The following is a 24794-nucleotide window of genomic DNA, read 5'->3' on the forward strand; positions in this document are numbered from 1 at the left end:
ACCAACGCCTGCGCTTCCTTTCTGCACCCCCCCCCTCCCCCCCCCCCCCCCCCCTCCCTCCCCCCCCCCCCCCCCCGGCCCGTCGGCGGGCGCTGTCACGGCATCTGTTCGGTATCAATTCGCCCAGGGCGTAGGGCAGACCCGGCGAAGAGGACGGAATCACGGGCCCGGCAGAGTACCGTCGGATAGCGAGACCGAGCGCCGTCGGCGCGGACGGTCCACAGCACCAGGCCCCGGAACCCCCGCGGGGCCCCTGGCGAAGGGGAAGCACCTCGTGGCACGCATCGGAGACGGTGGCGACCTGCTCAAGTGCTCGTTCTGCGGCAAGTCGCAGAAGCAGGTGAAGAAGCTGATCGCCGGCCCAGGCGTGTACATCTGCGACGAGTGCATCGACCTGTGCAACGAGATCATCGAGGAGGAACTCGCCGAGACCTCCGAGGTCCGCTTCGAGGAGCTCCCGAAGCCGCGCGAGATCTACGAGTTCCTGGACCAGTACGTGGTGGGCCAGGACCTCGCCAAGAAGGCGCTGTCGGTCGCGGTCTACAACCACTACAAGCGGGTCCAGGCGGGCGAGGCCGGCCGGAGCGGCGGCAACGGCCGCGAGGACGCGATCGAGCTGGCCAAGTCGAACATCCTGCTGCTGGGCCCCACCGGCTCCGGCAAGACCCTGCTGGCGCAGACCCTGGCCCGGATGCTGAACGTCCCCTTCGCGATCGCGGACGCCACCGCGCTGACCGAGGCCGGTTACGTCGGCGAGGACGTCGAGAACATCCTGCTCAAGCTGATCCAGGCGGCCGACTACGACGTCAAGAAGGCCGAGACCGGGATCATCTACATCGACGAGATCGACAAGGTCGCGCGCAAGAGCGAGAACCCGTCGATCACCCGGGACGTCTCCGGCGAGGGCGTGCAGCAGGCGCTGTTGAAGATCCTGGAGGGCACCACCGCCTCGGTGCCGCCGCAGGGCGGGCGCAAGCACCCGCACCAGGAGTTCATCCAGATCGACACCACCAACGTGCTGTTCATCGTCGGCGGCGCCTTCGCCGGCCTGGAGCGGATCATCGAGGGTCGCGCGGGTGCCAAGGGCATCGGCTTCGGCGCCAACATCCGCTCCAAGCGCGAGTCGGACGCCAGCGACCACTTCCGCCAGGTGATGCCCGAGGACCTGGTGAAGTTCGGCATGATCCCCGAGTTCATCGGCCGTCTGCCGGTGATCACCAGCGTGCACAACCTGGACCGCGAGGCGCTGCTGCAGATCCTCACCGAGCCGAAGAACGCGCTGGTCAAGCAGTACCGCAAGCTCTTCGAACTGGACGGCGTGGAGCTGGAGTTCTCCCGGGACGCGCTGGAGGCGATCGCCGACCAGGCGATCCTGCGCGGTACCGGCGCGCGCGGTCTGCGGGCCATCATGGAGGAGGTGCTGATGTCCGTGATGTACGAGGTCCCCTCGCGCCAGGACGTCGCCCGCGTGGTGGTCACCGGGGACGTCGTCTCCAAGCACGCCATCCCCACCCTCGTCCCGCGCGACATGATCAAGCGCGAGCGCCGCGACAAGAGCGCCTGAACCTGAACCTGAGCCCTCGGCCCCCGGCCCTCGGCAGTGAAGGGGCCCCGCACCGGATGCCGGTGCGGGGCCCCTTCACTGCTGCCGTCCGGGCGGGCCTACTTGGGCACCTCGGCGACCGCGCGCAGGTCGCGGGTGTCGGCGGCGAGCTTGTCGATGTCGGGCTGGGTGCCGTCGTCGGAGCCCTTGAGCACCATGACGACGGTGCTCTTGTCGGCCCAGGCGCAGAGTGCCAGCTTGCTCTCGCCGCTCTGCGAGGTGGCGCAGTCCATCTGGCCGCCCTTGGGGCCCGGGTCCACCGAGTGCCGGCCGCTGATCGTGCCGCCCGCGCCGGAGAAGCCGGCGAACATCTGGTCCAGCTCCTGCTTGGGCAGCAGCACCTTGCCGTAGACGCCGACCGCGATCAGCTGCGGGGTGGAGTCCGAGTCCTGGTAGACCCCGGCGACGCCGGTGGGCTTCCAGTTGCCGTCGCCCTGGCCGATCTTGGAGGTCAGCTCGTCCTGCAGCTTCCCGGTCACCGCCGGGTCGTCGTTGGCCTTGAGGTCCTTGAAGGTCGCCGGCATCACGAGCTTCTGGGTGCCGGTGCCGCTGGTCACGTTCCAGGCCAGGTAGCCGAACACGCCGATCAGGACGACCAGCACGGCGCCGACGGTGCCGAGCACGATCCACAGCGTGCGGCGCGACTTGCGCGGCGGCGCCGGCGGGTATCCGCCGTAACCGGGGTAGGCCCCGGGCGCGCCCTCCAGGTGGCCCGGGTAGCCGCCGCCCTCCGGCCCGCCGGGTGCGGGGTAGCCGGGCGGCGGGGCCTGCGGCGGGACGCCGCCGTAGCCGGGGGCGGCGGGCGGCGGCGTCGCCGGGTACCCGGGCTGCGGCGGGGGCCCGTACGGGTTCTGGTCGGACATGCGGGGCCCTTTCTGGGACGTCGCGCGTGGAGACCGCCGGGGGTGCCGGCGGTGTGGTGCTGCTGCGGGGTGCGCTGCTGCTACGGGGAGGCCGGGCGGGGGCTCCGGGTCAGCGGGCGACCTTCATGGCGTCGCGGATGGTGCGGGTCTTCTCCGCGGCCTGGTCGGGGGTGAGGCCGGAGTCGCTGCCGCCCGTGCTGCCGGTGGTGCCCAGGCTGAGGTGGCTGAAGGTGACCCGGCCGTAGGTGGACTTGTCGGCCCAGACGCAGACCGTCGGCCCGGGCTTGCCGATGATGCTGGCGACGCCGCAGCTGAGCTTGCCGTCGGAGGCGTGGCCGTCCTTGGCGGGGAAGTCGGTCATCGGGGTGGACCAGGTCAGGCCGCCGCTGTCCTTCTTGGAGTCGGCGATGATCTGCGCGGGGTCGTTGAGGGTGCCGTAGACGCCGAGGATCGACAGCGAGTCCATGTTCTTGATGTCGGCGCCCTTGCTGTAGCTGGCCCCCAGCCCGTGCAGGTCGGTGCCGATCTTGGCGACATCGGGCTTGCTCATGTCGACGGCCTCCTCCTTCGCCGACTTCTGGACGTAGCCGTCCAGCAGCGTCTGCGGCGCGCTGAGCTTGTACTGACCGCCCGAGTCGCTGCCGGCGCCGAGGAACTTCCAGGCGGCGAAGCCGCCGCCGCCGAGCACCAGGGCGCCGATGACGAGGCCGACCACCAGGCCGCCCTTGCCCTTGCGCGGCGGCGCCGGGTAGCCCGGCTGGCCGTACGGGCCCTGCGGGGGCCCGCCGTACTGCGGCTGGGGGGCGCCGTAGGGCTGCTGCGGCGGGTACCCGTACTGGGGCTGCGGGGCGCCGTAGGGCTGCGGCGGCGGCGGAGCGCCGTAGGGCTGGCCGCCGTAGGGCTGGCCCTGCGGCTGCGGATACTGCTGTCCCTGTCCCTGGCCGTACATGTGTCCTCGTGCTCCCCCGCCGCACCCGCGGCCGATCTTCGTATGGGTATGTCCGTGCACGCCCGGTCACCCGGACGAGTGCCCGGGCACGCTACCGCACGGCACCGGCGGCGGGAGCGCCCGGACCGGCCGAGTCCGCGGACCGAAAGCGGTTCGTAACCAGCGCCCCCGGTTACGTAAACTGTGCGTCGTGACCGACACGACGAACCAGCGCCCCGTGAGCACCACCGGGGACGATGCGGCAACCCTCCCGACGACCTACACCCCCGCGGACGTAGAGGGCGAGCTGTACGAGCGCTGGGTGGACCGTGGCTACTTCACCGCGGACGCGAAGAGCGACAAGCCCGCGTACACGATCGTCATCCCCCCGCCGAACGTCACCGGCGTCCTGCACCTTGGTCACGCCTTCCAGCACACGCTGATGGACGCGCTGACCCGCCGCAAGCGGATGCAGGGCTTCGAGACGCTCTGGCTGCCCGGCATGGACCACGCGGGCATCGCGACCCAGAACAAGGTCGAGCAGCAGCTCGCCGAGGCCGGCCTCTCCCGCCACGACCTGGGCCGCGAGGCCTTCGTCGAGAAGGTCTGGGACTGGAAGAAGAGCTACGGCGGCCGCATCCTCGGCCAGATGCGCCGCCTCGGCGACGGCGTGGACTGGTCGCGCGAGCGGTTCACCATGGACGAGGGCCTGTCCCAGGCCGTCCAGACCATCTTCAAGCGCCTGTTCGACGACGGCCTGATCTACCGCGCCGAGCGCATCATCAACTGGTGCCCGCGCTGCCTCACCGCGCTGTCCGACATCGAGGTGGAGCACGAGGACACGCCGGGCGAGCTGGTCTCGATCCGCTACGGCGACGGTGACGACTCGATCGTCGTCGCCACCACCCGGGCCGAGACGATGCTGGGCGACACCGCGGTGGCCGTCCACCCGGACGACGAGCGCTACCGGCACCTGATCGGCCGGACCATCAAGCTGCCGCTGACCGACCGGGAGATCCCGGTCGTCGCCGACGAGCACGTCGACCCGGAGTTCGGCACCGGCGCCGTCAAGGTGACGCCCGCGCACGACCCGAACGACTTCGCCATCGGCCAGCGCCACGACCTCCCGAACCTGACGGTGATGGACGAGCGCGGTGCGATCACCGTGCACGGCCCCTTCCTCGGCCTGGACCGGATGGAGGCCCGTTCGGCCGTCGTCGGCGCGCTGCGCGAGCAGGGCCGGATCGTCGCCGAGAAGCGCCCGTACATGCACGCCGTCGGCCACTGCTCGCGCTGCCACACCGTGGTCGAGCCGCGGCTGTCGCTGCAGTGGTGGGTCAAGGTCGGGCCGCTGGCCAAGGCCGCCGGCGACGCCGTGCGCGACGGCAAGGTGGAGATCCACCCGAAGGAGCTGGAGCGCCGGTACTTCGACTGGGTCGACAACATGTACGACTGGTGCATCTCGCGCCAGCTCTGGTGGGGCCACCGGATCCCGGTCTGGTACGGCCCCGAGGGCGAGGTCGTCTGCGTCGGACCGGACGAGCAGCCGCCGACCGGCGAGGGCTGGGTCCAGGACCCGGACGTCCTGGACACCTGGTTCTCCTCCGGCCTGTGGCCGTTCTCCACGCTGGGCTGGCCGGAGAAGACCGCCGACCTGGAGAAGTTCTACCCGACCGACGTCCTGGTGACGGGCCACGACATCATCTTCTTCTGGGTCGCCCGGATGATGATGTTCGGCCTGTACGCGATGGACGGCGAGGCGCCGTTCAAGACCGTCGCGCTGACCGGTCTGGTCCGCGACGAGTTCGGCAAGAAGATGTCGAAGTCCTCCGGCACCGCCGTGGACCCGCTGGACTGGATGGACGCCTACGGCGCCGACGCCGTCCGCTTCACCCTGGCCGGCGGCGCCAACCCGGGCGCCGACGTGCCGATCGGCGAGGACTGGGTCAAGGGCTCGCGCAACTTCTGCAACAAGATCTGGAACGCGACCCGCTTCGCGCTGATGAACGGCGCCACCACCGAGGGCCCGCTGCCGGCGCCCGAGGAGATGACTGCGGTCGACCGCTGGATCCTGTCGCGGCTGAACGCCACCGTCGCCAAGGTGGACGGGCTGTACGAGGACTACCAGTTCGCCAAGCTCTCGGACGCGCTGTACCACTTCGCCTGGGACGAGGTCTTCGACTGGTACGTCGAGCTCTCCAAGACCACCCTGGCCAAGGGCGGCCCGCAGGCCGACGCCTCGCGCCGGGTCCTGGGCGAGGTCCTGGACGTCACCCTGCGGCTGCTGCACCCGGTCGTCCCGTTCGTCACCGAGGCGCTGTGGACCACGCTCACCGGCGCCGAGTCGCTGGTCGTCGCCGAGTGGCCGAAGGACAGCGGCTACCGTGACGCGGCCGCCGAGTCGGAGGTCGCCACGCTGCAGCAGGTGGTCACCGAGGTCCGCCGGTTCCGCTCGGACCAGGGCCTGCAGCCCGCGCAGCGCGTCCCGGCCCAGCTGGAGCTGGCCGGCACCGTGCTGGCCGTCCACGAGGACGCGATCCGCTCGCTGCTGCGGCTGACCGTCCCCGAGGAGGGCTTCGCGGCCACCGCCTCGCTGCCGGTGGCCGGTGCCACCGTCGCGCTGGACCTCTCCGGCACCATCGACGTCGCGGCGGAGCGCAAGCGCCTCGCCAAGGACCTCGCGGCCGCCGAGAAGGAGAAGACCCAGACCACCGCCAAGCTCGGCAACGAGGCCTTCCTGGCCAAGGCGCCGGACGAGGTGGTCGCCAAGATCCGGGGCCGTCAGGAGGCCGCCGAGGCCGACATCGCCCGGATCACCGCCCAGCTCGCGGCGCTGCCGCAGGGCTGAGCCCGCACCGCCCCTCGGGGGCCGCATTCCGCGACGCGCGGGGTGCGGCCCCTCGGCGTTTTCCGGCGCGCCCGTTTGTGGCGCGCCCGTTTCGGCACGTCCGGGTGCGGCGCGCTCGTTCCGGCGCGCGCGTTTTCGGCGCGCCGTTTTCGCCGGGTCCGACGGGACGGCCGCTACGCCTAATAGAGCAGCAACATTGCTCCCTTCCGGCGAATATTCATCCTGGACCGGGTGAGGTCCTATTCCGAGCGAATTGATTCCGGTCTTGCCCGCGCGCGTTCGCCGAAGTTTCCAGGTCGGATGTGTACGGTGTGCTCGGAGTTACCGAAGGTGTTTCTGCTGAGCGTTCCTGCTGAGCGACGGACGGGAGGCATGGCGTGGTGGTGACCGAGGAGTTGGCCCAGGAACTGCCTGCCGAGGCGGTCGAGGAGGCCAAGGCCAGGGCGGCGACCCTGCTGCTCGCCTTCCGCCACGGCAACCAGCTCGCGTTCGACCACGAGTTGGACCTGCTGCTGACGGAGAACGCCGAGCGGGAGGTGACCACCCTGCTCACCTGGATCGCCGCCGAGGCCGTCCGCAAGGCGTACGCCCCCGAGGTCGGTGACCGGGTGCTGCGGGCGATGGCCCGTCGGGCCCCTCAGGACAGCACCGCCGTCCAGGTGGACGAGGAGAGCGCGAACGCGGCCCAGCTGATCGAGGCGGTCGCGGACGGCCGGGTGGCCGAGGTCCGCGGCCTGGTCGCGGCGACGGCGGACACCACCTTCCTGCTCGGCGGTCTGCTGCAGGGCGTCGCGATGATGCTGCCGCTGCTGCCCGAGGGTGAACTGGCCGAGATCACGGCCGAGTTGCGCCGTCGGCATGGCGGCTCCGCACACGTCCCGGAGGCCCGGGCCGGGGTCTGACCCCGGCCCGGGGGCGGCTCACGGCATGGCGTGCAGGTGGGCGCCGATGGTGGCGGAGACCGGATTGCCCGCCCTGGCGTCCCAGTTGGTCGACCAGGTCATCGCCCCGCCGATGCCGGGCCAGGCGGTGTCCGGCCGGTAACTGCCGCAGTTGGTGCCGGAGGCCAGGCAGTCCAGCGCCCTGTTCACCGTGCCGGGGTCGGTGTAGCCGCCGCCGGCGGCGCTGGTGGAGGCCGGCACCCCGAGGCCGACCTGGTCGGGCCGCAGTCCGCCCTTGAGCTGGATGCAGGCCAGGGCGGTGAGGAAGTTCTCGGTGCCCTGGGAGTAGACGTTGCCGTCGCAGCCGTTCATCGCACCGGAGTTGTAGTACTGCATGTTGACGATGGTGAGGACGTCCTTCACGTTCAGCGCCAGCTTGAAGTACTCCATCCCGGTCGACTGCATGTCGATGGTCTGCGGCGCCATGGTGAGGACGAACCCGCTGCCGGCCCGTGCCGCCAGGGAGTGCAGCGCCTGGCCCAGGTAGGTGGAGTTGATGCCGTTCTCCAGGTCGATGTCGATCCCGTCGAACCCGTAGCTCTGCATCAGGGCCCAGGCGCTGTCGGCGAAGGTCGCGGCGGAGGCGGAGTCGCCGACCCAGACGGTGCCGTTCTGGCCGCCGACGGAGAGCACCACCCGCTTCCCGGCCGCCCGCTTGGCCGCGATGTCGGCCTTGAACTGGGCGTCGGTGTAGCCGCCGAGCTTGGTGGACAGGGCCGGGTCCAGGGTGAAGCCCAGGCCGCCGCGGGTGGCGGTGGCGTCGGCGAAGGCGACCGCGATGATGTCGTAGGCGGCCGGGACGTCGCCGATCCGCTGCACGGTGGCGCCGTTGTCGAAGTTCTGCCAGTACCCGGTGAGGACGTGCTTGGGCAGGCCGGGCGGCCTGGTCGGGGTCGAGGTGCCGGTGGGGGTGGGCGTGCCGGTGCCCGTGCCGGTGGCCGTCGGGCTCGGTGAGGCGGTGCCGGTGGCGGTCGCGGTGGCGGTCGGGCTGGGGGACGGCTGCGGCCCGCCGGGCCCGAGCAGGGTGACGTCGTCGGCGAGGAAGGCCGGCTGCGCGTACCAGCCGTGCAGGTAGACGGTGACGCTGGTGGTGCCCGGGCCGGTGGTGAAGCTCGTGCTCAGTAGGCTCCACCCGCTGCCGCCGGGGGGCCAGGTGCTCGGATCGCCGCCGCCGGTGCCGCGGGCGCCCAGGTAGACGTACGAGCCCTGGACCCAGGAGCTCAGGGTGTACGAGGAGGAGGGCTTCACCGGCACGGTCTGGGTGCACTCGCCGGTGTCCGACCCGGCGGGGGTGGACTGCAGGGCGTACCGGCCGGCGTGGGTGGTGGTGCCCTGGACCGTGCCGTTCGAACAGGTCCAGCCGGAGAGGTCCCCGGTCTCGAATCCGCCGTTGGTGATCAGGTCGGTGTCGGCGGCGTGCGCGCCGGTGCCGTCGGCCAGGACGAGCCCGCCGAGGCCGAGGACGAGGGCGCAGGTGCCGGCGAGCAGCGGGCGGAGGGCGCGCGGGCGCCGGTGTCGGGCAGGTGGCATGACTCCATCTCCAGTGGGGGAGGCCCGGCGGCGCTGGGTGGGGTCAGTGCCGTCCGGGGTGTCGATGGTGCGCGTGCGGGAGCTACCGACAACTCAAGTCCCGCTCGGGAACGGAGACTTGCCTCACAAGGTGGAGTAGACCAATCCGGCTGTCAAGGGGCCCTACGCGGCCGCCGGGGCCGCCTGGGCGGGGGCGCGGTCGTCGGCCCCGGCGGCCCCGGCCAGAGCGGAGGTCAGCGCGGCGATCCGGGCCGAGGCGCGGCCGTCGCCGTACGGGCTCGGGGTGGCGGCCAGCCGGGCCAGCCGCTCGGGGGTGTCGGACAGCCAGCCGCGGGCCAGCTCGCCGAGCTCCTCGCCGGGCCGCACCAGCGCGGCGAAGCCGGCGTCGACGGCCTCCGGGCGCTCGGTGGAGCGGCGCACCACCAGCAGCGGACGGCCGAGCACAGTGCACTCCTCCTGCACGCCGCCGGAGTCGGAGACCAGCAGCGCCGCGTGGCTCGCCAGGCCCAGGAAGTCGCCGTAGCCGACCGGCTCGGTGACGGCCAGGTGCTCCAGCAGGGCATCCAGTGCGAAGCGCTCGACGGCGGCCCGGGTGCGCGGGTGCATCGGGAACAGCACCGGGGTGCCGGCCCGGGCGATCCGGTCCAGCTCGGCGAGCACGGCGCCGAGCGCCTCGGCGGTGTCGGTGTTCTCCGGGCGGTGCACGGTGGCCAGCACGTACCCGTCCGGGCGCAGCCCGTGCGCGGCGAGCAGCGCGGCGCGGGTGTCGGCGTCGGGCAGCTGACGGCGGACCACCTCGACGACGGTGTTGCCGGTGAGCTCGATCCGCCCCCGGTCGAGGGACTCGGCGCGCAGGTTGGCGACGTTGTCCTCGGTGGCGGCGCAGAGCAGGTCGGAGACGTGGTCGACCATCACCCGGTTGTGCTCCTCGGGCATCGCCCGGTCGTAGCTGCGCAGCCCGGCCTCGACGTGCACCAGCGGGATCTCCCGGGCGTTGGCGGCCAGCGCCCCGGCGAGGGTCGCGTTGGTGTCGCCCTGGACGACGACGGCGGCGGGGCGGTCCTCGGCGAAGGCGGTGTCCAGCTGGCCGAGGGACCGGGCGATCTGGCCGGCCCGGGGGCGGCCGCCGACGCCGGTGAGCAGTTCGGGCTCGGGCAGGTCGAGGTCGCGCAGGAAGCGGCCGGACATCGCCTCGTCCCAGTGCTGGCCGGTGTGCACCAGCCGGGTGGCGTCGCCGAGCTCGTGGATCAGCGGGGCGAGCTTGACCAGCTCGGGGCGGGTGCCGAGGACGACGGCGACGCTGTTCGGGGGCAGGCACATGCTCATGCGGGGGCTCCGGAGGGACGGCGCGGGGTGGGGGGAGGCGGCGCGGGGGGGGGGGGTGGGGGAGTGGGGGCTCAGGATTCGAGCGCGGTGGGGGCGCCGACGGCGACCTTCTCGGCGTTGCGCCGGGTCTTGGCCCAGCCGTTGCGGCCGAGCAGCAGCCGGACGGCGGCCCGGGCGGCGACGATGAAGAGGTGGTAGGCGTACAGCCAGACCAGGACGCCCCAGAGCAGTCCGGTGAGCCGGCTGCGGTCCGGGTGGACGGCCCTGCGGTAGGCGAGGCCCCAGAACACCATCGGCAGGGTGGCGAGCACGAAGGCGAGCAGCATCCACGGGCCGAACCGGAGCTGGAACTCGGTGGTCTCGGCGGGGAAGAGCACCAGCCCGGCGGCGGTGATGGCGAGCGAGAGCGGGAACAGCAGCACCAGCAGGACGCAGACCACCGGCTGGAGGAAGGTGTACAGCACCTCGGCCTTGCCGGCGGCCGGGTAGTGCGGGGAGCGCAGCACCCGGCCGGTGTAGCGCAGGCACTGCATGTTGCCCTGGGCCCAGCGGGTGCGCTGGGTGAGGAAGCGGCGCAGCGAGATCAGGCCCTCCTGGGAGACCTGGGCCTCGGTGACGTGGGTGAGCCGCCAGCCGGCCAGGCGCAGGTCGAGGCCGGACTCGTAGTCCTCCAGGAGGGCGCGCTCGGGCCAGGGGCGGCCGGCCCGGCCCTCCTCGGCGGTGAGCGAGTCGAGGGCGGTGAGCCGGACGAACTGGCCGTTGCCGCCGAGGCCGACGCTGCCGGTGCGGCGGCGCAGCAGTTGCATGCCGGCGTTGTTGGCCTGGAACTCGACGTCCTGCATCCGGACCAGGGCGCGGGCGAGGGCGTTGGCGGTGCGGCCGCGGCCGGGCAGCGGGCGTCGGTCGTCGGCGTTGCGCATCCGGACGCCGATCTGGACGGCGCCGGTGTCGGGGCGGCCGAGGGCCTTGGGGTTGCAGACCTGGCCGAGGGTGCCGGGGTCGAGCCGTCCGTCGGCGTCGACCACGCCGATGACCACTGCGGAGCGGTCGGTGGACTCGGGGAGCCAGGCGGAGATCTCGCGGTAGGCGGCGTTGAGCGCGGCGCCCTTGCCGATCCGGGCGTGCGGGCGGCGGCGCTGGACGAGGTGGATCCGCGGGTCGCGGGCCGCGGCGGCGAGGACGAGTTCGCGGGTGGCGTCCTCGCTGTCGTCGTCGATCACCCAGAGGTGGGCCTCGGGTGCGCTGGTCCGCAGGCCGTCCAGGGTCTGGGTGACCACGGCCTCCTCGTCGCGGCAGGGGATGACCAGGTGCCACTGGAGGGTGGCGGGGTCGCCGGGCGGGGAGGGGCGGCTGTGCCGGAAGGCGTGGCGGGAGCCGGCCCAGTACACGAGGAAGCGTCCGAAGACGAGGGCCAGGTAGCCGACGAGTGCCAGGGAGATCAGTCCGGCGAACCAGACGACGGCGTCCTGGCGGAGCACCATCCAGTCGTGCAGGGCGTCGGGCATGGCGCAGTGCTCCTCATGTTCAAAGGCTGTCAGCTCCTGTTGGTTGCGAATCGATGCTCCATTGCCGTTCAAACTCGCCAAATCGATAGTAAAGGGAGCAAACTCAAGAACTAGGGCAAAGACGGGGCAAAGTGGCCGTTCTCACCCCGCCACCCACCGCGCCGCCGTCCCGTCGGCGCCGTACCCCTCGCCCTGTGAGGACGGGCCGCCGCCGCTCCGTAGACTGTGGTCGTGAGCGACAAGGCCGACCCGAATCCGTACACCCTCCGCCCCGCCGACGGCAGCACCGGCGACGCCCTGCGCGACGTCGAACTGGCGCTCTCCGAGCGCTGGCCGGAGAACAAGCTGGAGCCCTCGCTCGACCGGATCGAGGCGCTGATGGACATCCTGGGCCAGCCCCAGCGGTCCTTCCCCTCCATCCACATCACCGGCACCAACGGCAAGACCTCCACCGCCCGGATGATCGAGCAGCTGCTCAACACCTTCGAGCTGCGCACCGGCCGCTACACCAGCCCGCACGTGGAGAGCGTCACCGAGCGGATCACCCTGGACGGCGCCCCGATCAGCCCGGAGCGCTTCGTCGAGGTCTACCGCGACATCGAGCCCTACGTGCAGATGGTCGACGCCGCGAAGCCCGTCCCGATGTCCTTCTTCGAGGTGCTCACCGGCATGGCCTACGCGGCCTTCGCGGACGCCCCGGTGGACGTCGGGGTGATCGAGGTCGGCATGGGCGGCTCCTGGGACGCCACCAACGTCATCGACTCCGCCGTCGCCGTGATCACCCCGATCGGGCTGGACCACACCGACAAGCTCGGCAACACCACCGGCGAGATCGCGGTCGAGAAGTCCGGGATCATCAAGTCCGGCGCCGTCGCCGTGGTCGCCCAGCAGCAGCTGGACGCCGCCCAGGTCATCCTGCGCCGGGCCGTCGAGGTGGACGCCACGGTCGCCCGCGAGGGCATGGAGTTCGGCGTGATCCGCCGTGAGCTCGCCGTCGGCGGCCAGCTGGTGACGCTGCGCGGACTCGGCGGCGAGGAGTACGAGGACGTCTTCATCCCGCTGCACGGCGAGTACCAGGCGCACAACGCGGCGCTGGCGCTGGCCGCGGTCGAGGCCTTCTTCGGCGTCGGCGGCGCCCGCGGCGGCCAGCTGGACGTCGACAAGGTCCGCCAGGGCTTCTCCGGCGTCTCCTCGCCGGGCCGCCTGGAGATCGTCCGCCGCAGCCCCACGATCATCCTCGATGCCGCGCACAACCCGCACGGCGCCCGGGCCACCGTCTCCGCGATCTCCGAGTCCTTCGGCTTCACCCGCCTGGTCGGCGTGATCGGGACCTCGGGGGACAAGGACGTGGCCGGCGTGCTGGAGGCCTTCGAGCCGATCCTGGCCGAGGTCGTCATCACCCAGAACTCCACCCACCGCGCCATGGACGTGGACGCCCTCGCGGCCCTGGCCGTGGAGATCTTCGGCGACGACCGCGTCCAGGTCGAGCCCCGCCTCGACGACGCCATCACCGCGGCCGTCACCCTGGCCGAGGAGGAGGGCGACCTCGGTGGCGCCGGGGTGCTGGTCACCGGTTCGGTCATCACGGTGGGCGAGGCCCGCCTGCTGCTCGGGAGGAAGTGACATGAGGACGCTCTGCTCCTCGACGCTGATCGGCGAAGCGCTCCTGATCATGTTCGCGGCGCTGGTCGCGATGCAGCTCTCCAGCGTCTCGACGGCCACCGTCTGGATCGTCAGCGGCATCGCGATGGCGCTCTGCATCGCGCTCTGCGGCATGATCAACCGCCCCGGCGCGGTGCAGATCGGCTGGGCGCTGCAGATCGGCCTGATCGCCAGCGGCTTCGTCCTGCCGACCATGTTCGGCCTCGGCGTGGTCTTCGCCGGCCTGTGGTGGTGCTCGGTGCACTACGGCCGCAAGGTCGACGAGTTCAAGGCCGCCCGCGCCGCCGCCGAGGCCCAGGCCGCCTGAACCCGGTCGGGTGGGCGCAACCGACCGGTCGTTCACGCAAGGTAACCTCTGCCCCATACCGCATGTCGTACCAGATCACCAGGAGACGCACCGTGTCCCAGCGCACTCTCGTCCTGCTCAAGCCCGACGCCGTCCGCCGCGGCCTGGCGGGCGAGATCATCAGCCGCATCGAGCGCAAGGCCGGCTGGCAGCTGACCGCGGTCGAGCTGCGCACCTTCGACCGGGAGACCCTGGAGACGCACTACGCCGAGCACGTCGGCCGTCCGTTCTACGAGCCGCTGCTGGAGTTCATGACCTCCGGCCCCTCGATCGCGATGATCGTCGAGGGCGAGGAGGTCGTGAAGGGCATCCGGATGCTGGCCGGCGCCACCAACCCGCTGGAGGCCGGCTCCGGCACCATCCGCGGCGACTACGCGACGATCACCCGCGAGAACCTGATCCACGCCTCCGACTCCCCGGAGTCCGCCGAGCGCGAGATCAAGATCTTCTTCCCCGCGAACGCCTGATCCCGGCTCCGTCGGAGACGGACCCTCAGGGCGACACGCCCGGCAGGACGTTCGTACCGCCCCGGTCGGGACCATTGGCCCGGCCGGGGCATTCTTATCGTGAAATAGGGAACTGGGAACGCCGACACGGCGTCCCAATGCTCGGAGAAGCGATCACGCTCCGGACAATGGACGGTATGCCCCGCGTCGATGTCCGTGCCGTGCGGCGTGACTACGATGGACGCGACTCAAGGGCCCGGTACGGCAGCTCAGCTGGTCTCCGCCCAAGCGTGGGCGCGCATCCGTCCACCCCCAAGAACTCCGAGCCCGGGAAGGCACCCACACCCCATGGCGAGCAACCTGTCCTTCATCGGCCGCGACTTGGCGATCGACCTCGGAACAGCCAACACGCTGGTGTACGTCAGGGGCAAGGGGATCGTCCTCAACGAGCCGTCCGTCGTCGCGGTCAACACCAACACCGGCGGCATCCTGGCGGTCGGCGCCGAGGCCAAGAAGATGATCGGCCGCACGCCCGGCAACATCGTCGCCATCCGCCCGCTCAAGGACGGCGTGATCGCCGACTTCGAGATCACCGAGCGGATGCTGCGCTACTTCATCCTCAAGATCCACCGCCGCCGCTACCTGGCCCGCCCGCGGGTCGTGGTCTGCGTGCCCTCCGGCATCACCGGCGTCGAGCGCCGCGCCGTCATCGAGGCCTCCTCGCAGGCCGGCGCCCGCCAGGTGCACATCATCGAGGAGCCGATGGCCGCCGCGATCGGCGCGGGCCTGCCCGTCCACGAGGCCACCGGCAACATGGTCGTCGACATCGGCGGCGGCACCACCGAGGTCGCCGTCATCTCCCTCGGCGGCATCGTCACCGCCCAGTCCATCCGGGTGGCCGGCGACGAGCTGGACAACGCGATCGTCCAGCACATCAAGAAGGAGTACTCGCTCCTCCTCGGCGAGCGCAGCGCCGAACAGATCAAGATGAGCATCGGCAGCGCCTTCGGCCTGGAGGGCGAGAAGGACGAGCACGCCGAGATCCGCGGCCGCGACCTGGTCAGCGGCCTGCCCAAGACCGTCGTCATCTCCGCCGCCGAGGTCCGCGCCGCCATCGACGAGCCGGTCAACTCGATCATCGACGCGGTCAAGACCACCCTCGACCAGTGCCCGCCCGAACTGGCCGGCGACGTCATGGACCGCGGCATCGTGCTCACCGGCGGCGGCGCCCTGCTGCGCGGCCTGGACGAGCGGCTGCGCCGCGAGACCGGCATGCCGATCCACATCGCCGAGAACCCGCTCGACTCCGTCGCGCTCGGCTCCGGCAAGTGCGTCGAGGAGTTCGAGGCGCTCCAGCAGGTACTGGACGCCTCGCCGCGCCGTTAGCACCACGACGACAATCCGACACTCAACTGAACGGGCCGCCGCCCGGGCCCCACAGCCCCGGGCGGCCGCCAGGTACGAAGGGGCAGTACCAGCACCGTGAGGGACACACGAGAGAGCCGGCTGCTGCTCATCCTGCTGGTGGCCGTCGCCTTCGCGCTCATCACCGTGGACATCAAGGGCGGTGAGGACTCCCCGCTCGGCCCGGCCCGGCACGCCGCCGCGAAGGTCCTCGGCCCGGTCGAGCGCGGCGCCGCCACCGTCGTGGACCCGGTCGCGGACACCGTCCGCGCCTTCCGCGACGCCGCCACCGACAGCGGCCGCACCGACCAGCTCGCCCGCGAGAACACCGAACTGCGGCAGAAGCTCGCCTCCTCCGACATGGCCACCGGGCGCACCAAACAGCTCGACGACCTGCTGCGCACCGCCGGCGCCGGCGGCTACACCGTCAAGGCCGCCCAGGTCATCGCGATCGGCCCGGCCCAGGGCTTCTCCTGGACCATCACCGTCGACGCCGGCAGCGACGACGGCCTCACCCGCGACATGACCGTCATCAACGGCCAGGGCCTGGTCGGCCGGATCACCACCGTCGGCCCGACCACCGCCACCGTGCTGCTCGCCTCCGACCCCGGCTTCTCGGCCGGCACCCGGCTGGAGGGCAGCGGCGAGATCGGCTTCGCCTCCGGCGGCGGCGACAGCCCGATGAAGGTCTCCCTGCTCAACGGGAAGGCCCAGGTCAAGACCGGCGACCGGCTGGTCACCTTCGGCTCGCAGAGCGGCCGCCCGTTCGTACCCGGCGTCCCGGTCGGCAAGGTCGTCGAGGTCCAGGCCAACGCCGGCCAGCTGACCAAGACCGTCCTGGTCGAGCCCTTCGTCCAGTTCACCCGACTGGACCTGGTCGGCGTGGTCGTCGTGCCCCCGCGCACCGACCCGCGCGACGCCGTGCTCCCGCCCGCCCCCACCCCGGGGCAGAGCCAGGCCCCGGCCGCGCCCGCCCAGCCGCAGGGCTCCGCGCCCGCCGCCCCGCCCGCCAAGCCCACTGGGGGGAACTGAGCCATGCGCCTCGCCCGCATCCCCGTCTCGGCCGTCCTGATCCTGCTCGGCCTGATCCTCCAGGTCAGCGTCTTCGGCCGGCTCCAGCTCCCGGGAGCCACCCCGGACATACTGCTGCTCGTCGTGGTCGGCCTGGCCATGGTCTACGGGCCGACCGGCGGCTGCCTGGTCGGCTTCTCGGCCGGCCTGCTGGCCGACCTCGCACCGCCCTCCGACCACGCGATCGGCCGCTACGCCCTGGTGCTCTGCCTGATGGGCTACGCCGCCGGGCTGCTGCGCCCCGAGCACGGCCGCCAGCGCTCCGTCTCCAGCGCGCTGCTGGTGGTCGGCGCCGCGGCGATCGCCTCCACCCTGCTGTACGCGATGGTCGGCGCCCTGGTCGGCGACACCGCGGCCCGGCACGTCGGCCTCGGCGGCCTGGTGATCAGCGCCCTGCTGTACGACCTGCTGCTGGCCCCGTTCGTGGTGCCGCTGGTGATGCTGTTCGGCCGCCGCTTCGGCCGCGACCCGGTGGCCGCCGCCAGCGATGACGACGACGGCGGCCCGGGCCTGGGCACGCTGGCCCGCTACCGCACCACCCGCGAGGTCTCCAGCGGCCCGTCGTACAAGAAGCGGCGCGTGCCCGGCTTCGCCCGGCGCCCGTAACCGGCCGGTCCAGGCCCGCCCCCAGACCTCCTGACCCTCCCGCACCCCTGGAGCGCACGAGACGTGAGCAACATCCCCGAGACCGGCCGTACCCGGCGGGTGACGATCCGTCTGGTGGTGCTGCAGATCCTGGTGCTGTCGCTGCTCGCCACCCTGGGCGGACGGCTCTGGTACCTGCAGATCCGCAACGCCAAGGAGTACACCGCCAAGGCGACCGGCAACCACATCCGCGAGGTGGTCGAACCGGCCGTCCGCGGCGAGATCCTGGACGCCTCCGGGCGGATCCTGGCCGGCAACGAGACCCGGCTGGTGGTGTCCGTCAGCCGCACCTCGCTGCTCCAGCAGAAGGACGGCGGCAAGGGGGTGCTCGGCCGGCTCGCCGAGGTGCTCGGGATGCCCGCCAAGGACGTCCAGGAGAAGGTCCGGCTCTGCGACGCCAAGACCCAGCAGCCCTGCTGGAACGGTTCCCCCTACCAGCCGATCCCGGTCACCAAGGAGGCGACCACCCAGCAGGCGATGCAGATAATGGAGCGCCGCGAGGACTTCCCCGGGGTCACCGCGCAGCCCACCGCCGTGCGCCGCTACACCGGCGCCGAGGGCGCCAACATGGCCCAGGTGCTCGGCTACCTCTCGCCGGTCACCGACGACGAGGTCAGCAAGACCGCCGGCAAGAGCGGCCTGGACCGCTACCTGCCGGCCGACCAGATCGGCCGGGCCGGCCTGGAGTCGGTGTACGACCGCGACCTGCGCGGCACCGCCGGCATCACCAAGCTGGAGGTCGACAACCTCGGCCGGGTGATCGGCACCGCCGGCACCGTCGCCCCGCAGACCGGCAACAACCTGGTCACCAGCATCGACGCCCGGGTGCAGAAGGTCGTCGAGGACAACCTCGGGCAGGCCATGGCCGACGCCCGGAACACCTTCGACAAGGTCACCAACCGCAACTACGAGGCCGACTCCGGCGCCGCCGTCGTGATGGACGTGCACACCGGCCGGATCGTCGCGATGGCCAGCGCCCCGACCTACGACCCCAACCTCTGGGTGGGCGGCATCAGCGGCAAGGACTACCAGTCGCTGACCAGCAAGGACTCCAACTTCCCGCTGCTGAACCGGGCCATACAGGGTCAGTCCGCCCCCGGCTCGACCTTCAAGGTCGTCTCCACCACCGCCGCCGTGCAGGCCGGCTACTCGCTGGACGGCACCTACCCGTGCCCCAAGAGCCTCACCATCGGCGGCCGCGAGTTCAAGAACTTCGAGAGCGAGAACTTCGGCTCCATCTCCCTGGAGAAGGCGCTGGAGGTCTCCTGCGACACTGTCTTCTACGGCCTGGCGTACGACCAGTGGATGAAGGACGGCGGCATCAAGCCGAAGAACCCGGGCGACTGGTTCTTCAAGACCGCCCACGAGTTCGGCCTCGGCGCCAAGACCGGCATCGACCTGCCGGCCGAGGTCCCCGGCCGGGTGCCGGACCGGCAGTGGAAGCAGTCCTTCTACGACAACAACAAGGACGCCTGGTGCGCCCAGGCGCAGAAGGGCGGCAACAGCTTCTCGGACCAGATCGCCCGGGAGAACTGCGTCGACGGCTACCAGATGCGCGCCGGTGACGCCGTCAACTTCGCGATCGGCCAGGGCGACACCCTCGTCACCCCGGTCCAGATGGCCCGGATCTACTCGGCGCTGGCCAACGGCGGCACCTTCTACCGGCCGACCATCGCCAAGGCGGTGATAAGCCCGAGCGGGGACCTCGTCCGCGACATCGCCCCGCACGAGGACGCCAAGTTCCCCGGCGACCAGAAGCTGCTCAGCTACATCGACCAGGCCACCGCCGGCGTCATCACCAGCGGCACCGCCGCCTGGAAGTTCGCCGGGGCCGGCTGGCCGCAGAACAAGATCGAGCTGCACGCCAAGACCGGCACCGCCGAGGTCGAGGGCAAGCAGACCACCTCCTGGCTGACCACGTACAGCAAGGACTACGCCGTCGTCATGACGATCAGCCAGGGCGGCACCGGCTCCGGCGGCTCCGGCGACGCCGTGCGCCGGATCTACCAGGCGCTGTACGGCGTGGACGACAAGGGCAACATCGACAACAGCAAGGCGCTGCTGCCCGCCCCGCAGGGCCAGCTGCCGAAGTTCAACCCGGACGGCACCGCGATCATCAAGCCGGCCTCGTACGACGCCGGTGCGGCCCAGGGGGCCTCCGTCGCGCCGCTCGCCCCGGCCGCGCCGGTGCTGCTGGACGCCGCCCCGGCGCAGGCGGACGCCGCCCCGGCGGCGGCCTTCCTCGACCCGGCACCCCCGGCCGACAGCCCGGCGTCGTACACCGCGGCCGCCGCGGCCCTCGAACCGAACCGCCCGGGAAGGGGACGGGCATGACCTCCTACGGCTCGTACCGGCAGCTGCGGCTGAGCCCGCAGCGCAGCGGGGTCTCCAAGGCCCTGGCCAAGGACTCCCCGCTCTGGCGGCTGGACTGGATACTGCTGCTGGCCGGCCTGGCCCTCTCGCTCCTCGGCTCGCTGCTGGTCTGGTCGGCCACCCGCGGGCGCGACAACCTCACCCACGGGGACCCGCAGTACTTCCTCTACCGGCACCTGACGAACTTCGTGATCGGCCTGGTGCTGTGCGCCGTGGTGATAGCGATAGGAGCACGGCGGGTCCGCACCCTCGTGCCCTTCGTCTACGTCGGCGTGATCCTGCTGCTGATGGCGACGCTCAGCCCGATCGGCTCCACCGTCAACGGCGCCCACTCGTGGATCCAGCTCGGCGGCGGCTTCTCCGTCCAGCCGGCCGAGTTCGCGAAGGTCGCCATCCTGCTGGCGATGGCCGTCGTGCTGTCGGACCAGGTCGACGCGGGGGAGCGGGAGTTCCCCTCGCACCGGGCGGTGTTCCGGGGCCTGGTCTGGGCCTGCCTGCCGATGGGCCTGGTGCTGCTGATGCCGGACGCCGGGTCGGTCATGGTGATGTCCGCGATCGTGCTCGGCATCCTGCTCGGCTCCGGCGCCGCCAACCGCTGGGTGCTCGGCATCCTGGCGCTCGGCGTCAGCGGGAGCATCGCGATCTGGAAGCTCGGGCTGCTCAGCCAGTACCAGATCGACCGCTTCGCGGCCTTCGCCAACCCGCAGCTCGACCCCAACGGCGTCGGCTACAACACCGCCCAGGCCCGGATCGCGATCGGCTCGGGCGGACTGACCGGCAAGGGGCTGTTCCACGGCACCCAGACCATCGGGCAGTTCGTGCCGGAGCAGCAGACCGACTTCGTGTTCACCGTCGCCGGCGAGGAGCTGGGCTTCGTCGGAGCGCTGGCCATCATCTCGCTGGTCGGCGTGATCCTCTGGCGGGCCTGCCGGATCGCCCGCCAGGCCACCGACCTGTACGGGACGATCGTGGCGGCCGGGATCATCGCCTGGTTCTCCTTCCAGGCCTTCGAGAACATCGGGATGTGCCTGGGCATCATGCCCGTCGCGGGCATCCCGCTGCCCTTCGTCTCCTACGGCGGCTCCTCGATGTTCGCGGTCTGGATCGGCATCGGGCTGCTGCAGGCGGTGCGCAGCCAGCGGCCGATAGCGGCCTGAGCTCGGCTCCCCGGAGTCGTCGGCTCCCCAGGGCCGGTCCGGATTCCTCCGGACCGGCCCTTCTCCGTTGCGGGAGAAGAGAGTTGACGCTACGTCAGACCGGTTGCAGCAGGCAGTCGGCGGCGGTCAGGACCGCCCGGGTCTGGTGGGCCAGCTGCTCCTGGACCGGCACCCAGCGGGCCCCGAAGCGGTGCCGCAGCCGGTCCAGGCTGTCCGCGACGACGGCGCGGGCGCGCTCCCGGGTGGCCTCGGCGGCCGGACCGCGGGCATCGGCGAGCAGCCGCAGCAGGATCGAGGCGACCCGCAGCGGCAGCCGGGCGGCGACCAGCCCGGCCGTGGTCGCCCGGGCGGCGCTCAGCGGGCCGGGGCACCACAGCTCCAGCCACTCGGCGGCCATCCGCGGGGCCACCGCCAGGTTGAACTCGACGGTGCGCACCAGCGGGCCGTACGCCTCCCGGGCCTGGGCCGGGACGCGGGCGAGCAGCGCGTCGAGCTGCTCGGTGCGCAGGGTGAGCTCGCGGGCCGCCTCGCCGACGGCCCGCGGCCCGGCCGGATGGATCCGGGCGTCGCCGACCGCGTCCACGGCCCACATCGGGACCTCCAGGACGGCGGTCACCCCGCCGTACCGGGCCGCGTACGACCAGGTGGACAGCTCGGGCTCGTCCGGCAGCGCCCGGGGGGTGCCGGTGCTGCCGGGCGGCGGCATCAGATAGGTGCCGGGGGCGGGGCTGGACCAGCCGACCGCGTCGTAGGAGTCCACGTCGAGCGGGATGCCGGCCCGGTCCGCGGAGCGGGCGAAGCGCTCGGCCAGGCCGCGCACCGGGCCGGTCAGCTGGACGAAGGCGCCGCCGAAGTCCACCCCGTGCAGCGAGCACTGCAGGAAGGGGCGCAGCTCGTCGATCAGCCCGGTCAGCGCCAGGCTCTCCGGCATCGGCGGGCGGCCGGAGCCGGGGGCGGGCAGCAGTTCGGGCTGCTCCTCGAAGGCGGGGCGGAAGAAGTGCTCGTAGTGGCGGCGCATGGTGAGCGGGCCGTCCAGCCAGCCGGCGTTGAGGGCGGCGCCGTCCGGGTCCAGGCAGAGCAGCAGATGCCAGGACAGGCCGGGCCGCGCGGGGCGCTCCAGCAGCACCTCGGCCAGCCGGACGGCGGCGGCGGTGCCGATCGGCTCGTTCGGGTGCGGGCCGCCGACCACCAGGGCGGCGCGCGGCCCGCGGTCCACCGAGAGCAGCAGCAGCGGGCGCCCGGCCCGGGAGCGGCCCACCTCGCGCAGCCGGCAGCGGTCGGGGTGGCGCAGGGCGAGGCGGCGGGCCGCGCTCTCGGCCTGGGCCGCGGTGGGGTAGCGGGCCGGCCGGGCGTCGGGGGCGCGCAGGGCCAGGGGCCGGACCCGCCGACCGGTGTCGGTCATGGTTCTCCTTGCGACCGGTCGCACGGCCGCCGGGGCGCGCGGGAGTGCCGCGCCGCCGGACGCGGCCTGCGGGCCGGGGGGACGGGCTCCGCGGGGCCTGGGGAGGGGGCCGCGCGGGGACGGGGGAGGGCGTACGGGGGCGAGCGGGCCGCCGGGGAGTCGGCGTTGGCCGAGCGTACGACCCAACTCCCGTCTCCGGAAGGGGTGCAGGGCCTCGAGCAGGGCCCTGTCAGTACCGCACGGGCGTTCCGGGCGTGTCAACGGCGGACGGGGCCGGGCGGCGGGCGCGCACCGCGCGTGCCGGGGCGGTCACCGGCGGGTGCCGATCGCGCCGGGGCGCACCGGCGGGCAACCGCCCCGGACGGGTCGTTCCCCGGATTGGGCTACCCTTGAGGGTCACCCCTCCCGTGCCGACTCGCGGCATCGAATCACGTCGTAAGGGTTCCTAGTACATGACTGTCGAATCGGTCTTCCCACGCCTGGAGGCCCTCCTCCCGCACGTCCAGAAGCCGATCCAGTACGTCGGCGGCGAGCTCAACTCGACCGTCAAGGACTGGGACGCCTGCGACGTCCGCTGGGCACTGATGTACCCCGACGCCTACGAGGTCGGGCTGCCCAACCAGGGCGTCATGATCCTCTACGAGGTGCTGAACGAGCGCGAGGGCGTGCTCGCCGAGCGCACCTACAGCGTCTGGCCGGACCTCGAGGCCCTGATGCGCGAGCACCGGGTGCCGCAGTTCACGGTGGACGCCCACCGCCCGGTCAAGGCCTTCGACGTGTTCGGGCTCTCGTTCTCCACCGAGCTCGGCTACACCAACATGCTGACCGCGCTCGACCTGGCCGGCATCCCGCTGGAGGCCAAGGACCGGACCGACGAGGACCCGATCGTCCTGGCCGGCGGCCACGCGGCGTTCAACCCGGAGCCGATCGCGGACTTCCTGGACTGCGCGGTGATCGGCGACGGCGAGCAGGCCGTCCTCGACATCACGGAGATCATCCGCGCCTGGAAGGCCGAGGGCCGCCCGGGCGGGCGCGACGAGCTGCTGCTGCGCCTGGCGCGCACCGGCGGCGTGTACGTGCCGAAGTTCTACGACGTGGAGTACCTGGCCGACGGCCGGATCGGCCGCGTCGTGCCGAACGCCCCGGGCGTGCCGTGGCGGGTGTCCAAGCACACCGTGATGGACCTGGACGAGTGGCCGTACCCCAAGCAGCCGTTGGTCCCGCTCGCGGAGACGGTGCACGAGCGGATGTCCGTGGAGATCTTCCGCGGCTGCACCCGCGGCTGCCGCTTCTGCCAGGCCGGCATGATCACGCGCCCCGTGCGGGAGCGAAGCATCACCGGCATCGGCGAGATGGTCGAGCGCGGGCTCAAGGCGACCGGCTTCGAGGAGGTCGGCCTGCTGTCGCTGTCCAGCGCCGACCACACCGAGATCGGTGACATCGCCAAGGGGCTGGCCGACCGCTACACCGAGGACAAGATCGGCCTGTCGCTGCCGTCCACCCGCGTCGACGCCTTCAACATCGACCTCGCCAACGAGCTGTCCCGCAACGGGCGCCGCTCGGGCCTCACCTTCGCCCCCGAGGGCGGCAGCGAGCGCATGCGCAAGGTGATCAACAAGATGGTGTCGGAGGAGGACCTGATCCGCACCGTCGCCACCGCCTACGGCAACGGCTGGCGCCAGGTGAAGCTGTACTTCATGTGCGGCCTGCCCACCGAGACCGACGAGGACGTGCTCCAGATCGGCGAGATGGCGAAGAACGTCATCCAGAAGGGCCGCGAGGTCACCGGCCAGAACGACATCCGCTGCACCGTCTCCATCGGCGGGTTCGTGCCCAAGCCGCACACCCCGTTCCAGTGGGCCCCGCAGCTGTCCGCCGAGGCCACCGACGCCCGTCTGGCCAAGCTGCGCGACTCCATCCGCGGCGACCGCAAGTACGGCAAGAACATCGGCTACCGCTACCACGACGGCAAGCCCGGCATCGTCGAGGGCCTGCTCTCCCGTGGCGACCGCCGGATCGGCGCGGTCATCCGCGCGGTCTACGAGGACGGCGGCCGCTTCGACGGCTGGCGCGAGTACTTCTCGTACGACCGCTGGATGCTCTCCGCCGAGAAGGGCCTGGCCGCCACCGGCGTCGACGTCGACTGGTACACCACCCGCGAGCGCTCCTACGAGGAGGTGCTGCCCTGGGACCACCTGGACAGCGGCCTCGACAAGGACTGGCTGTGGGAGGACTGGCAGGACGCCCTGGAGGAGGTCGAGGTCGACGACTGCCGCTGGACGCCGTGCTTCGACTGCGGCGTGTGCCCCCAGATGGACACGGCCATACAAATCGGCCCGACGGGAAAGAAGCTGCTCCCGCTGACCGTCGTCGGCGGCGCTGACCAGCAGAAGTAGGCGGCGGCGTGGGTGACACGGCGAGTGAACTGTGTGACTTACTTCACAGGCTCTCGGAGGGTGAGCGGGAGCTCGTCCTAGGCGCGCTCGGTATGACGCGCGCCCCGGGCGGGCCCGCCGCCGCTGCCGTCCGGGAGGCCCGGCAAGGTGGCCGGAGGACCCCTCTGCCCGCCGCCCGGAGTGCCCCGGGCATCGAGTCCTCGATCGAGTGGGTCTGAGGCTCTGAGGCCATGCGTAGAGCCCTCCCTGGTCTCTTAGGTTCTAGTGGTCGTTGCAACACCCCAGCTCAAGGGGTGTTATGGACTTCGAGATTCGGAAGGACCGGGGTGCCAAGGGGCCTCGTCTGAC

Annotated in this window: 18 protein-coding genes; 12 read left to right on the top strand and 6 right to left on the bottom strand. The window is 72.0% G+C overall.

Annotated elements, in window-relative coordinates:
- The first annotated feature begins 274 nt into the window (after positions 1-274).
- Positions 275-1564, top strand: a complete 1290-nt coding sequence (gene clpX / locus ACZ58X_RS36275; protein ID WP_030283761.1) for an ATP-dependent Clp protease ATP-binding subunit ClpX — start codon at positions 275-277, stop codon at positions 1562-1564.
- 98 nt (positions 1565-1662) lie between these two features.
- Here the strand turns inward: clpX and ACZ58X_RS36280 are convergent, their stop codons facing one another.
- Together ACZ58X_RS36280 and ACZ58X_RS36285 are read right to left on the bottom strand one after the other, a co-directional pair.
- Positions 1663-2466 carry a hypothetical protein gene (locus ACZ58X_RS36280; RefSeq protein ID WP_470337829.1) on the bottom strand — a complete coding sequence of 268 codons (804 nt, stop codon included), beginning with the start codon at positions 2464-2466 and terminating at the stop codon, positions 1663-1665.
- Between the two features lie 109 nt (positions 2467-2575).
- A complete protein-coding gene (locus tag ACZ58X_RS36285) occupies positions 2576-3415 on the bottom strand; it encodes a flagellar basal body-associated FliL family protein (protein ID WP_470337830.1) in 840 nt (279 codons plus the stop codon).
- Positions 3416-3605: 190 nt separating this feature from the next.
- Here ACZ58X_RS36285 and ACZ58X_RS36290 point away from each other — a divergent pair, with 190 nt between their 5' ends.
- Positions 3606-6242, top strand: a complete 2637-nt coding sequence (locus ACZ58X_RS36290) for a valine--tRNA ligase (RefSeq protein ID WP_470337831.1) — start codon at positions 3606-3608, stop codon at positions 6240-6242.
- Between the two features lie 377 nt (positions 6243-6619).
- The gene (locus tag ACZ58X_RS36295) at positions 6620-7144 is read left to right on the top strand and encodes a hypothetical protein (protein ID WP_470337832.1); all 525 of its coding nucleotides are present in this window, start codon (positions 6620-6622) and stop codon (positions 7142-7144) included.
- An 18-nt stretch (positions 7145-7162) separates the two neighbouring features.
- On the opposite strand, the gene ACZ58X_RS36300 is transcribed toward ACZ58X_RS36295, so the two are convergent.
- From ACZ58X_RS36300 to ACZ58X_RS36310, 3 genes are all read right to left on the bottom strand, one after another.
- Positions 7163-8713 (bottom strand): chitinase, encoded by a 1551-nt coding sequence (locus ACZ58X_RS36300; protein ID WP_470337833.1) that lies wholly within the window; start codon positions 8711-8713, stop codon positions 7163-7165.
- 162 nt (positions 8714-8875) lie between these two features.
- Positions 8876-10039: a non-hydrolyzing UDP-N-acetylglucosamine 2-epimerase gene (wecB, locus tag ACZ58X_RS36305; protein ID WP_470337834.1), complete on the bottom strand. Its 1164-nt coding sequence runs from the start codon at positions 10037-10039 to the stop codon at positions 8876-8878.
- A 71-nt stretch (positions 10040-10110) separates the two neighbouring features.
- Positions 10111-11544: a glycosyltransferase gene (locus ACZ58X_RS36310; protein ID WP_470337835.1), complete on the bottom strand. Its 1434-nt coding sequence runs from the start codon at positions 11542-11544 to the stop codon at positions 10111-10113.
- 231 nt (positions 11545-11775) lie between these two features.
- Here ACZ58X_RS36310 and folC point away from each other — a divergent pair, with 231 nt between their 5' ends.
- The 8 genes from folC to rodA all read left to right on the top strand — a co-directional run bounded on the left by folC (position 11776) and on the right by rodA (position 20648).
- The gene (gene folC / locus ACZ58X_RS36315; protein ID WP_470337836.1) at positions 11776-13167 is read left to right on the top strand and encodes a bifunctional tetrahydrofolate synthase/dihydrofolate synthase; all 1392 of its coding nucleotides are present in this window, start codon (positions 11776-11778) and stop codon (positions 13165-13167) included.
- 1 nt (position 13168) lies between these two features.
- Positions 13169-13513 carry a DUF4233 domain-containing protein gene (locus ACZ58X_RS36320; RefSeq protein ID WP_360228906.1) on the top strand — a complete coding sequence of 115 codons (345 nt, stop codon included), beginning with the start codon at positions 13169-13171 and terminating at the stop codon, positions 13511-13513.
- Between the two features lie 92 nt (positions 13514-13605).
- The gene (gene ndk, locus ACZ58X_RS36325; protein WP_350505447.1) at positions 13606-14019 is read left to right on the top strand and encodes a nucleoside-diphosphate kinase; all 414 of its coding nucleotides are present in this window, start codon (positions 13606-13608) and stop codon (positions 14017-14019) included.
- A gap of 339 nt (positions 14020-14358) precedes the next feature.
- Positions 14359-15384, top strand: a complete 1026-nt coding sequence (locus tag ACZ58X_RS36330) for a rod shape-determining protein (protein WP_360228991.1) — start codon at positions 14359-14361, stop codon at positions 15382-15384.
- A 96-nt stretch (positions 15385-15480) separates the two neighbouring features.
- Positions 15481-16434 (top strand): rod shape-determining protein MreC, encoded by a 954-nt coding sequence (gene mreC, locus ACZ58X_RS36335; protein WP_470337837.1) that lies wholly within the window; start codon positions 15481-15483, stop codon positions 16432-16434.
- Between the two features lie 3 nt (positions 16435-16437).
- A complete protein-coding gene (gene mreD, locus ACZ58X_RS36340) occupies positions 16438-17079 on the top strand; it encodes a rod shape-determining protein MreD (protein ID WP_470337838.1) in 642 nt (213 codons plus the stop codon).
- Between the two features lie 63 nt (positions 17080-17142).
- Positions 17143-19452, top strand: coding sequence for a penicillin-binding protein 2 (mrdA, locus tag ACZ58X_RS36345; RefSeq protein WP_470337839.1), 2310 nt, complete (start codon positions 17143-17145; stop codon positions 19450-19452).
- The gene (rodA, locus tag ACZ58X_RS36350; protein ID WP_470337840.1) at positions 19449-20648 is read left to right on the top strand and encodes a rod shape-determining protein RodA; all 1200 of its coding nucleotides are present in this window, start codon (positions 19449-19451) and stop codon (positions 20646-20648) included. Before mrdA ends, rodA begins: the two co-directional genes overlap by 4 nt.
- A 94-nt stretch (positions 20649-20742) precedes the next feature.
- On the opposite strand, the gene ACZ58X_RS36355 is transcribed toward rodA, so the two are convergent.
- Complete coding sequence (locus ACZ58X_RS36355) at positions 20743-22050, bottom strand: M14 family zinc carboxypeptidase (protein WP_470337841.1); 1308 nt, start codon at positions 22048-22050, stop codon at positions 20743-20745.
- A gap of 452 nt (positions 22051-22502) precedes the next feature.
- Between ACZ58X_RS36355 and ACZ58X_RS36360 the strand changes: the two genes are divergently transcribed.
- Positions 22503-24446 (top strand): TIGR03960 family B12-binding radical SAM protein, encoded by a 1944-nt coding sequence (locus tag ACZ58X_RS36360; protein ID WP_470337842.1) that lies wholly within the window; start codon positions 22503-22505, stop codon positions 24444-24446.
- The last annotated feature ends 348 nt before the right edge of the window (positions 24447-24794 follow it).

This window comes from Kitasatospora sp. NPDC040550 (assembly GCF_055594965.1).

Excerpts from the sequence above, each read along its gene's own strand:
- ACZ58X_RS36320 (WP_360228906.1), top strand. The coding sequence starts at position 13,169 with ATGAGGACGCTCTGCTCCTCGACGCTGATCGGCGAAGCGCTCCTGATC.
- ACZ58X_RS36285 (WP_470337830.1), bottom strand. The coding sequence starts at position 3,415 with ATGTACGGCCAGGGACAGGGACAGCAGTATCCGCAGCCGCAGGGCCAG.
- wecB (WP_470337834.1), bottom strand. The coding sequence starts at position 10,039 with ATGAGCATGTGCCTGCCCCCGAACAGCGTCGCCGTCGTCCTCGGCACC.
- ACZ58X_RS36360 (WP_470337842.1), top strand. The coding sequence starts at position 22,503 with ATGACTGTCGAATCGGTCTTCCCACGCCTGGAGGCCCTCCTCCCGCAC.
- ACZ58X_RS36300 (WP_470337833.1), bottom strand. The coding sequence starts at position 8,713 with ATGCCACCTGCCCGACACCGGCGCCCGCGCGCCCTCCGCCCGCTGCTC.
- ACZ58X_RS36280 (WP_470337829.1), bottom strand. The coding sequence starts at position 2,466 with ATGTCCGACCAGAACCCGTACGGGCCCCCGCCGCAGCCCGGGTACCCG.
- ACZ58X_RS36310 (WP_470337835.1), bottom strand. The coding sequence starts at position 11,544 with ATGCCCGACGCCCTGCACGACTGGATGGTGCTCCGCCAGGACGCCGTC.
- ACZ58X_RS36355 (WP_470337841.1), bottom strand. The coding sequence starts at position 22,050 with ATGACCGACACCGGTCGGCGGGTCCGGCCCCTGGCCCTGCGCGCCCCC.
- rodA (WP_470337840.1), top strand. The coding sequence starts at position 19,449 with ATGACCTCCTACGGCTCGTACCGGCAGCTGCGGCTGAGCCCGCAGCGC.
- mreD (WP_470337838.1), top strand. The coding sequence starts at position 16,438 with ATGCGCCTCGCCCGCATCCCCGTCTCGGCCGTCCTGATCCTGCTCGGC.